Annotated in this window: 7 protein-coding genes and 8 tRNA genes; 12 read left to right on the top strand and 3 right to left on the bottom strand. The window is 39.2% G+C overall.

Annotation, left to right across the window (positions count from 1 at the left end; genetic code table 11):
* Positions 1–108: 108 nt before the first annotated feature.
* Positions 109–1077, bottom strand: coding sequence for a cysteine synthase A (cysK, locus tag H5088_RS18545; protein WP_002963138.1), 969 nt, complete (start codon positions 1075–1077; stop codon positions 109–111).
* A 362-nt stretch (positions 1078–1439) separates the two neighbouring features.
* Here cysK and H5088_RS18550 point away from each other — a divergent pair, with 362 nt between their 5' ends.
* The 12 genes from H5088_RS18550 (at position 1440) to H5088_RS18605 (ending at position 6897) form a co-directional block, all read left to right on the top strand.
* Entirely contained in the window at positions 1440–2591 is a 1152-nt protein-coding gene (locus tag H5088_RS18550) for a dicarboxylate/amino acid:cation symporter (RefSeq protein ID WP_182696260.1), read from the top strand.
* Between the two features lie 108 nt (positions 2592–2699).
* A complete protein-coding gene (gene uvrY / locus H5088_RS18555; protein ID WP_002963136.1) occupies positions 2700–3350 on the top strand; it encodes a UvrY/SirA/GacA family response regulator transcription factor in 651 nt (216 codons plus the stop codon).
* Between the two features lie 9 nt (positions 3351–3359).
* On the top strand, positions 3360–5183 hold the full coding sequence (gene uvrC / locus H5088_RS18560) for an excinuclease ABC subunit UvrC (RefSeq protein ID WP_039488521.1): 1824 nt from the start codon (positions 3360–3362) through the stop codon (positions 5181–5183).
* A 42-nt stretch (positions 5184–5225) separates the two neighbouring features.
* A complete protein-coding gene (gene pgsA / locus H5088_RS18565; RefSeq protein WP_032827134.1) occupies positions 5226–5771 on the top strand; it encodes a CDP-diacylglycerol--glycerol-3-phosphate 3-phosphatidyltransferase in 546 nt (181 codons plus the stop codon).
* A 212-nt stretch (positions 5772–5983) separates the two neighbouring features.
* Positions 5984–6059 (top strand) — tRNA-Gly (locus H5088_RS18570).
* Positions 6060–6090: 31 nt separating this feature from the next.
* Positions 6091–6164: transfer RNA gene (locus H5088_RS18575), tRNA-Cys, on the top strand.
* A 37-nt stretch (positions 6165–6201) separates the two neighbouring features.
* A tRNA-Leu gene (locus tag H5088_RS18580) sits at positions 6202–6288 on the top strand.
* Between the two features lie 64 nt (positions 6289–6352).
* Positions 6353–6428: transfer RNA gene (locus H5088_RS18585), tRNA-Gly, on the top strand.
* 39 nt (positions 6429–6467) lie between these two features.
* Positions 6468–6554: transfer RNA gene (locus H5088_RS18590), tRNA-Leu, on the top strand.
* A gap of 49 nt (positions 6555–6603) precedes the next feature.
* A tRNA-Gly gene (locus tag H5088_RS18595) sits at positions 6604–6679 on the top strand.
* A 19-nt stretch (positions 6680–6698) separates the two neighbouring features.
* Positions 6699–6772: transfer RNA gene (locus H5088_RS18600), tRNA-Cys, on the top strand.
* A 38-nt stretch (positions 6773–6810) separates the two neighbouring features.
* A tRNA-Leu gene (locus H5088_RS18605) sits at positions 6811–6897 on the top strand.
* A gap of 427 nt (positions 6898–7324) precedes the next feature.
* On the opposite strand, the gene H5088_RS18610 is transcribed toward H5088_RS18605, so the two are convergent.
* Both H5088_RS18610 and H5088_RS18615 read right to left on the bottom strand, forming a co-directional pair.
* A complete protein-coding gene (locus H5088_RS18610) occupies positions 7325–8923 on the bottom strand; it encodes a BCCT family transporter (RefSeq protein ID WP_182696262.1) in 1599 nt (532 codons plus the stop codon).
* Between the two features lie 163 nt (positions 8924–9086).
* A complete protein-coding gene (locus H5088_RS18615; protein ID WP_039488519.1) occupies positions 9087–10502 on the bottom strand; it encodes a sodium:alanine symporter family protein in 1416 nt (471 codons plus the stop codon).
* Positions 10503–10901 lie beyond the last annotated feature (399 nt).

Genomic DNA, 10901 nt, shown 5'->3' on the forward strand with positions numbered 1-10901 from the left:
TGGTTTATCTATGCAGATGTAAAGGTATGGCAGGCAATAAATAGAAAATTGGATAATAAATAATAAAAAAGGATGCCTAAAGCATCCTTCTAAAAATCTTAAAATTACTTATTGTACTAGTTCTTGTTCACTAAACTCTTCATCAAACATTGGGCTTGATAAGTAGCGCTCAGTTGCACTAGGTAGGATAACAACAATATTTTTATCTGCGTTTTCAGGCTTTTCAGCAATTCGCTTAGCTGCAACAACCGCTGCACCTGACGAAATACCTACTAAAATACCTTCTTTTTTCATTAACTGATGCGCCATTGCAATTGCGTCTTCGTTAGATACAAGCTCTGCGCCATCAATTAAGTCCATATCTAAGTTGCCAGGAATGAAGCCAGCACCAATACCTTGGATTTTATGAGGACCTGGTTTAATTTCTTCACCGGCAAGCGTTTGGCTAATAACTGGAGAGTTAGTTGGCTCAACAGCAATAGACTTAACGTTTAGACCTTTTTCTGTTTTAAGGTAGCGGCTAACACCTGTAATAGTACCACCAGTACCAACACCGGCTACAAAAAAGTCTACTTTGCCATCAAGCGCATCATAAATTTCAGGGCCTGTTGTTTCAAAGTGAATTTTTGGGTTTGCAGGGTTTTCGAATTGTTGTAATAAAATATACTTATCAGGTGCTGTTGCTTGAATTTCTTTTGCTTTTTCAATTGCGCCATTCATACCTTTTGCACCGTCGGTAAGTACTAGATTTGCACCTAATGCTTTTAATAGCTTGCGACGTTCTAGGCTCATGGTGTTTGGCATAGTAAGCGTTAACTTGTAACCACGTGCTGCTGCAACAAATGCAAGTGCAATACCGGTGTTCCCAGATGTTGGTTCAATAAGTTCTTTACCTTCAACAAGCTGACCTGACTTTTCAGCTTCCCAAATCATCGATGCACCAATGCGGCATTTGATACTAAAGCTTGGATTACGAGATTCAACTTTAGCGTATACATTCCCACCTGTAACACGGTTAAGTTTTACCAGCGGTGTATTACCGATGCTTAGTGAGTTATCTTCAAAAATAGTAGACATAATGTTCCTTAGGATGCAATCTGATCAACGTGTTAATAGCCTTTGCTACTAACTATATAAACACACTTTACTGTGAGTTTAAAAAAACTAAAGTAAAGTTTGGCTATAACATATATCTATTGGGCTTATAACCAGTCGAAATAAAAATCAATTATTAGCGGTGCTTTAGTTATTATAGGTGCGGGCTTAATTTAAAATTTAAAGAGTAAAACTTCGTTTAGTTAAAAAATGTTCAAAAGAGTATTGAATTAAGCTGTGTTTGTTCAATATTTGTGCATATGAATGTAACTTGAATAGTTTTATCACACAATGCGTCTAAAACATGATAAAAACACGTATCTAAATTCAATTAAGCAATCACAATGAAATTAATCTTAAAATTAATTGCCGGTATTGTGGCCGGTATCCTAGTTGGACTATATGTACCTATAACTGGTGTTGAACTTTTATTCACAGTAAAAGAGCTGATTGGTCAAATTATCTCCTTTACCATTCCACTTATTATATTATTTTTTATTGCATCAGGTATTGCAGGCCTACCAAAAGGGTCTGGTCACTTACTTGGTAAAACAGTCGGGTTTGCTTATAGCTCTACAATTATTGCAGGTACGCTTGCATTTTTATTAGTAAGTGCTGTTATCCCTTTTTTAAGTGGTGGTATTACATTCGAGGCAGAAGTTGCTACAGAAATTGGCAGCTTTATTGATTTAGAAATTCCACCTTTGATGGGGGTAATGACCGCATTAGTAACTGCTTTTGTATTTGGTATAGGCATGAGCCAATTAGAGCTTGATACGCTTAAAAAGGTGTCTGATCAGGGCCGTGATGTGATTGACGGATTATTATCAAAAGTAATTATCCCTGCTTTACCATTTTACATTGCAGGTGTATTTGCCGAAATGACGGTAGCGGGTACTGTGGTAGATACACTGCGAACATTTGGCGTAGTACTAATTGCAGCGCTTGTTATGCACTGGTTATGGTTAAGCGTTTTATATATAGCGACAGGTGTACTATTAAAACGTAATCCAATCGAATTAGTTAAAAATATGCTACCAGCTTACTTTACAGCGTTAGGTACTATGTCAAGTGCAGCAACGATTCCAGTATCGCTTCAATCAAGTAAAGCAAATAACGTTAAAGAAGATGTAGCAAACTTTACCGTACCACTTTGCGCGACTATTCACTTATCTGGCTCAACTATCACTATAGTAACCTGTGCAATGGCTGTTATGTTTTTATCGCCAAGCATGGAAGTCCCTTCATTAATGGGTATGCTACCGTTTATTATGATGTTAGGTGTAGTAATGATTGCAGCACCAGGTGCTCCAGGTGGCGCAGTTATGTCGGCGCTTGGTCTATTAACAAGCATGCTTGGGTTTAATGAAGGCGCGGTTGCATTAATGATTGCACTTTATTTGGCACAAGATAGCTTTGGTACTGCGTGTAATGTAACGGGTGATGGTATCATTGCGTTATGGGTTGACAGATTTAGCGAAAAATCGTCATCTTAAACTATTAGGGCGAGGCAATAATATTAGTTATTGTTTCGCTTTATGTATGTTACTGTGGCAAATTAATTTAATTAAATTGCATGTTGTTAGGTAAGTGAGGATGTTCCATTGATTAATGTACTTTTAGTTGATGACCATGAACTTGTACGAACAGGAATAAAGCGTATTCTTGATGATGTACGAGGGTTTAAAGTAATTGGTGAAGCTAAAACTGGCGAAGAGGCTGTACAGTTTTGTCGTCAGCATGCGCCAAACATAGTATTAATGGATATGAATATGCCAGGCATGGGCGGATTAGAAGCGACTAAAAAGATTTGTCGTTACTGCCCTGATGTAAAAATTATTGTGCTTACCGTTAACTGTGAAGACCCGTTTCCGAGTAAAGTAATGCAAATTGGTGCACATGGCTTTTTAACTAAAGGTGCTGGCTCTGACGAAATGGTGCGTGCCATTCGTTGTGTTCATGCCGGTCAGCGTTATATTGCTCCTGAAATTGCACAGCAAATAGCACTTGCGCAAGTGACAGGTCGCACAGACGAAAATCCTTTTCAGAGCTTATCTGAACGCGAACTGCAAATTATGCTTATGATCACTAAAGGTGAAAAAGCACAAAATATAGCTGAGCGTTTAAACCTAAGTTCAAAAACAGTAAATAGCTATCGCTATCGTATGTTTGAAAAGCTAAATGTAGGTGGTGATGTTGAGCTTACCCATTTAGCAATTCGTCATAAAATGATTGATATAGACGTTTCGTACTAACTATAATTTATGTCTGAATTTGATCACGTACATTTTCTCAAAACGCTATCAAGTGAGCCGGGTGTATACCGCATGCTTGATAGTGACAACCAAGTTATTTATGTTGGTAAAGCTAAGCATTTAAAAAAGCGTGTGAGCAGTTACTTTAGAAGTAACATTACCGATAGCAAAACACGCGTTTTAGTGAGTAATATTTGTGACATCGAAGTCACACTCACTAATACTGAAACAGAAGCGCTGCTGCTTGAAAATAATCTAATAAAAAAATACCAGCCTCGCTACAACATATTATTACGCGACGATAAGTCGTATCCCTATATTTTATTAACTAGCCATAAACACCCTCGTTTAGCGTTTCATCGTGGCAGTCGTAAAATTAAAGGTGAGTACTTTGGGCCTTTCCCGAGCGCGGGAGCGGTATCTGAAAGCTTGCGGTTAATGCAAAAAATATTTCCTGTTCGTCAATGTGAAGATGCCTATTACCGCGCAAGAAGTCGTCCGTGTCTGCAATATCAGCTTAAGCGTTGCTCAGCTCCGTGTGTGAATAAAGTCACGGATGATGATTACAGCGAGCAAGTTGACTATGTCCGTAAGTTTTTAACGGGTAAATCTCACGAAGTTATTGCTGATTTAATAAAAAAAATGGAAGCAGCCAGCCTACAATTAAATTTTGAACTGGCGGCAAAAGTTCGCGACCAAATAATGCTACTTCGTAAAATGCAGGAGCAACAGTCTATATCAGGTAATTTTGCTGAAATGGACGTAGTTGGTTTTGCTCATTTAAATGGTTTAAATGGTATTCATTTATTAATGATCCGCGATCACAAAGTATTGGGTAGTAAAACGTATTTTCCAAAAGTACCTAAAGATTCGAGTGAACAAGAAATATTAACTTCATTTTTAGGACAGTACTATTTAGCGCCAGGAGCAACAGGGCGTATTGCAAAAGAAATCATATTACCGTTTGAAATAGAAGAGAGCGGGGCACTCGGTGAAGCACTCACACAAATAAGTGAGCGCAAAGTAACGCTTAAAGTAGTTACCCGTGGTGAGCGTGCTCAATACTTACAACTGGCTAATAAAAATGCATTAAACAGTATTGCAGTTAAGCAAAGTACCCAAGACTCTATTAATAAACGTTATGCACAATTAAAAGCAACATTGCGACTTGATGATATTACCCGAATGGAGTGTTTTGATATAAGCCACACTATGGGGGAGAACACTGTTGCAAGTTGTGTTGTATTTGATTCTCAAGGCCCAAATACAAAAGAGTATAGGCGCTATAATGTAACGGGTATAACCGGTGGTGATGATTATGCTGCAATGGAGTTTGCACTTAATAAGCGTTACAACAAATTAGTAGATGAAGACAAAATTCCAGACGTTATCTTTATTGATGGTGGTAAGGGGCAACTGGGGCGCGCGGAGCAGTACTTTTCTAACTGGCCACATACAAAAATGCCTTTGTTAGTAGGTGTTGCTAAAGGTACTAGCCGTAAGCCTGGCCTTGAAACACTATTGATTGACGGTGGTCGAAAAACCATACCTATGGATTCAGATGCACCTGCGCTACATTTAATACAGCATATACGTGATGAATCTCATCGTTTTGCAATTGCAGGGCATCGTAATAAACGCCAAAAACAACGTACGCAATCACTACTAGAAGAAATAAATGGAGTCGGCTCTAAGCGTCGGCAAACATTATTAAAATATTTAGGGGGCATGCAGGGAGTAAAAGCTGCTAATATAGAACAGTTAAAGAAAGTTCCTGGGATCAGCCCTGACATGGCTGAGAAGATATTTAACCATTTGCATGACAAGGGCTAGCCCTACATGCGAATATAGCAAAAAAGACATATCCAAGTAGTTATGTGGAATATTCCAAACACACTCACAACATTTAGACTTTTTCTTATCCCCGTTTTTTTGGTGATATTTTATTTGCCTTATAGCTGGGCTTTTTTTGCTGCCGCCTTTATTTTTTGGCTTGCATCAATCACCGATATACTAGACGGTTATTTAGCAAGAAAGCTTGAGCAATCAACCCCTTTTGGTGCTTTTTTAGATCCTGTTGCTGATAAAGTAATGGTATGTGCCGCACTGGTAGCGTTATCTGATCAGTACCAGTCAATGTACATGACTATACCTGCTCTTATTATAATAAGCCGTGAAATTATCATATCTGCACTTCGTGAATGGATGGCAGAGCAGGGTAAGCGTGGTAATGTCGCTGTATCAAACATGGGTAAAATTAAGACGGCTGCACAAATGTTAGCCATTATCGGTTTGATTTGGCAATATGATACATGGATGAACTATTTAAGTTTTGGACTACTGTACATTGCGACCTTTTTAACCTTGAGTTCTATGATGCAATATTTACGTGCAGCATGGGGTGAATTGACTAAAAATTAACTCTAAATGTATAATAACGCACCGTTTTAGATAAAAAACAAGCAAACAGTTCAAAACTAGCATTTTTTGTATTGACGCGTTTAATAATCTCTGTAGAATGCGTCCGTGTTGAGAGGGCATAGCCCCCGAGATAAACGAAACGGTAATTAATCAGTTACCTGAATGTTCACATAAATCATCATGTGCTAATTCAAATAACTGATAAATAAAATGCGGTACTAGCTCAGTTGGTAGAGCGCGACCTTGCCAAGGTCGAGGTCACGAGTTCGAGCCTCGTGTACCGCTCCAAGTTTATCTTAAGGTTAATACCCCGTACTGGGGCGGAATGGCAGAGTGGCCATGCACCGGATTGCAAATCCGTCTACCTCGGTTCGACTCCGGGTTCCGCCTCCATTTCAACACTCCACACGCTTTAATTAGCAAACTCGATGCCCGAGTGGTGGAATTGGTAGACACAAGGGATTTAAAATCCCTCGACTAACAAGTCGTGCCGGTTCAAGTCCGGCCTCGGGCACCACTTTGTGGTTTAATTGCATTACCAAGTGTAATTTATAAAATGGTTAATTTAGAATTAATATGATGCGGTACTAGCTCAGTTGGTAGAGCGCGACCTTGCCAAGGTCGAGGTCACGAGTTCGAGCCTCGTGTACCGCTCCATATTAGTTTTATCCACTTGCTTTAAATAGCAAACTCGATGCCCGAGTGGTGGAATTGGTAGACACAAGGGATTTAAAATCCCTCGACTAACAAGTCGTGCCGGTTCAAGTCCGGCCTCGGGCACCACTTTAAATTGTTTAACCAAGATAATTTAAAGTTGATAAAATAGTATTTTGCGGTACTAGCTCAGTTGGTAGAGCGCGACCTTGCCAAGGTCGAGGTCACGAGTTCGAGCCTCGTGTACCGCTCCAAATTATTTGGAAACATTTAGGCGGAATGGCAGAGTGGCCATGCACCGGATTGCAAATCCGTTTACCCCGGTTCGACTCCGGGTTCCGCCTCCATATAATTTACTCCACACGCTTTAATTAGCAAACTCGATGCCCGAGTGGTGGAATTGGTAGACACAAGGGATTTAAAATCCCTCGACTAACAAGTCGTGCCGGTTCAAGTCCGGCCTCGGGCACCATCTTTACTAAAATCCTCAGATAAAATTCACTTAAATTCTAAATTGCTTCTAATTTTAAAAAATTCAAAAATTATTCTTACTTAAATTCTCTAATCTTATTTTTAATACCTACTTACCTTTAAAATCTATTTCTTTTTAATATCTTAGAGTTTCACCATCCTCAAAATAGATCACTTAATTAACTGAATTGGTATAAGAGCACCTGTTTATAACAGAGCAAAAAATCAGAACGCTGGTTATTTAATTTTCTTGGCAATTACTCCTGCACCTAAGTTTTAACGAGGGGTGGCATTAATGAATGTAATAGAAGTGCGGTGTCTAAAATAAATTTAAGGTAGGAGTATAGGGAATGTGTTAAGCACTTAGTTATACGAATTGCGAAGATTTTATAAGCGACCCTTGAGGATCGCTTATAAAAGATAAATTGTTATTGCAGTTTACTCTGAGCTTTGTAAATTGGATACTCGCTCAACAAGCCTTGAATAAGCGCAACACACATTAAAATAAGTACTATTGAAAACGGCAAAGCTGTAGTAACTACGCCCGACTGAAGCGCTTGCAATGCTTGCGAGCCACCAACCCAGAGCAATACCGCTGCAATCACGCCTTCGACTGTAGCCCAAAATATACGTTGTGGCACTGGTGCATCTATTTTACCGCCCGCAGTTATACCATCTATTACAAGCGATCCTGAATCAGACGACGTTATAAAAAACACCAAAACGAGTGCTATAGAAATAATAGAAATAAAACTAGAAAGAGGTAACTGCTCGTATACTTGAAATAAAGTCACTGAGATATCAGTTAAACCATTTTGTCCAAGTGGGCCAACTTTATCTATAACTTGTGTAATTGCCATATTTCCGAACACGCCCATCCAAACCAAACTAAGAAGCGTTGGTAGGCCAATGACGACGAGTAAAAACTCGCGTACAGTGCGTCCCTTTGAAACTCGAGCAATAAACATCCCAACAAACGGCGACCATGATATCCACCATGCCCAATAAAACACAGTCCAAGAGTGCATCCAATCTTCATCGGGTCTATTGAATGGATTACTCAAAGGTACAAAGTGCTCTACGTACGCCCCAAGGGTAAACCAAATAGCAGTAATTGCATCAGAGAAAGTAAGGGCAATAACAGCTAATAATAAAATAAATGCACAAATTAAATTAACATTGCTCAGTACTTTAACACCCCCCTCAATACCTCTAATAACTGAGAAAATTGCAATGCACGTTACTAAACCAATAACAGATATTTGAAAAGCGGTCCCGTAATCAGTGCCTAGCAGGTAATTTATCCCGCTGGTAGCTTGTTGAGCGCCAAGGCCTAGCGATGTAGCTAAACCAAATAAAGTAGACAGTACAGCGAGTATATCTATGATATGACCAAGCCACCCCCAGGCGCGATCACCAAATAATGGATAAAAAACCGAACGTATAGATAAAGGAAGGCCTTTATTAAATGCAAAAAAAGCCAAGCTTAATCCAACAACTGCGTAAATCGCCCATCCATGTAAACCCCAGTGGTACATGGTTGCACCCAAAGCTAATGAGTGTGCTTGCGGTGAATTTGGCTCAACGCCCATAGGCATATGATACCAACCAGTATAATATGCAGTTGGCTCAGCAACTCCCCAAAACAGTAAGCCAATCCCCATGCCTGCTGCAAAGAGCATTGAAAGCCATGACATGTAACCATGTTCTGGACGAGCTTTTACGCCACCCAACCGAATTTTACCTAAAGGAGAAAATGCTAAAATAACGCAAAAGATCACAAAGGCATTGGCTAGTAACATAAAGTAACTATCAAATTGATTAATTATTGCGTCTTTAGTCGAGGTTAGTGCATCACGGGTAACGGTAGGGTCAAAAACTAGGGTAAGTATTACAAATAAAACAACTAAGAAGGCGCTTATACCAAATACTGGGTTATGGATATCAAATCCCCACTTTTGTACATTATCTTGCCCAACTTGGTAATCAGTAGTGTCTATACTGTATTTTTTTGTCATGTCATCCATCGGATCTCCTTTTTATAGATAACTTAATTCATATATCCTACGTAATTAAATATAAAATAGTTTTAAAATTAATATAACTTTTATTTATAAGCAATGAGATGATTAAGCGTAGTATTTGTTATTTTAGAACTAAAAAAGCGAGCCGTAGCTCGCTGATTATTTTCTATTCCCAGGCCGCTGGGTCAACCTCTTTAGCAAGTTTAGGATGCTTACTTTTGTCAAAGGTGGGTATTAAGCCCTTTTTGCGTTGTTCGTTATAGTCTTTTGAAAGCCATACAACAACACCTGAAAGCATAAATAGCGCTATAACGTTTACAATGGCCATTAAACCCATTGATATATCTGCCAGCGTCCAAATTAAACCAAGCTCACCAACAGCACCAAACATCACCATACCTAAAACAACAAGTCTAAAGATAAACATACCTTTATTAGAGTTGTGCTCTAAAAACATTAAATTTGTTTCAGCGTAAGAGTAATTAGCCACAATAGAAGTAAAAGCAAAAAACAATATAGCAATAGCAATAAAGTAAGTACCCCAGTCGCCGACATGTTCTTGTAATGCTGCTTGTGTAAGTTCAATCCCCATAACACCAGATTCAGGTACTAATTGCTGCGATAGTAAAATAAGAGAAGCAGTCGCTGTACAAATAACAATAGTATCAATAAATACGCCTAACATTTGCACATAACCTTGTGATGCTGGGTGAGGAGGGTAAGGTGTCGCAGTAGCCGCGGCATTAGCTGCACTACCCATACCAGCTTCGTTTGAGAATAAACCACGCTTTATACCTTGGATCATCGCTTGTGTAACACCATAACCAATAGCACCAGCACCAGCTTGTTCAATACCAAAAGCACTTTTTATAATAAGCACTAGCACATCTGGTAGTGCAGTAAAGTTAATGGCGCATACATAAAGTGCAACCAGCAGGTAAGCTAATGCCATAAATGGCACAACCATTTCAGCAAAGCGAGAAATTGTTTTTAGGCCACCAAAAATAATGATGCCAGAACCAATAACCAAGCAAATGCCTACTATATACTTAGGTACATCAAACGCTACTTCAAATGCTGCAGCAATAGAGTTTGACTGTACTGCGTTAAATACTAAACCAAAGGCTAAAATTAAACATAACGAGAATAAAGTTCCCATCCAACGTTTGCCTAGACCGTTTTGCATATAATAAGCAGGGCCACCTCTAAAATTACCATCTGCATCTTTTGTTTTATAAGCCTGAGCTAGAGTACTCTCGGCAAAACTTGTAGCCATACCTATTAATGCAATAAGCCACATCCAGAAAATAGCACCTGGGCCACCTAGGTATAAGGCGACAGCAACACCTGCCATATTGCCAGTACCGACACGAGCTGCTAATGAAGTACAAAAAGCCTGAAAGGATGAAATTTCGTTATCGGCACATTTACGAGAACCAAACATAACTTTGAACATATGTGGGAATTGCACAAATTGAATAAAGCCTAGTCGAAAAGTAAAGAAGAGGCCCGCTGCTATTAATAAGTAGACGAGAACTTGCCCCCATAGAAGGGCACTTATACTATTTATTATGTCTGTCATGGATACTGCCTAAATACATGAGTTAAAAAAAGTGACCGCAACTTATCACATCAGGATAAAAGTGTTTAGTTTTAAAGTTCAAAAACAGAGTTATCAACAGGGTTTTGTGGGTAACTTGTGTCTATCGTGTGCGCTTGCTTGGGGCTTAATTTTAATTACTGTTTTATGCAAATAACGCTTGCGTAAAATCCGCCGCTCCCTATAATGCGACCCCACTGAGACGGGATATGGCGACGCGCAGCGGACAACGCATAGCGAGGCACGAACTACTCAGAGAGTTAAATAAAACTTCGGTTTTAAATCTTCTAAAAAGAAAGTTTAAAACAAAGTGTTGACTCGAAAAATAAAGGGTGTATTATTCGCATCCCTTGAGACGCTAAAGCGACTCAAAACGTTCTT

Source organism: Pseudoalteromonas sp. SR43-3 (assembly GCF_014163875.1).
Taxonomy (GTDB): domain Bacteria; phylum Pseudomonadota; class Gammaproteobacteria; order Enterobacterales; family Alteromonadaceae; genus Pseudoalteromonas; species Pseudoalteromonas distincta.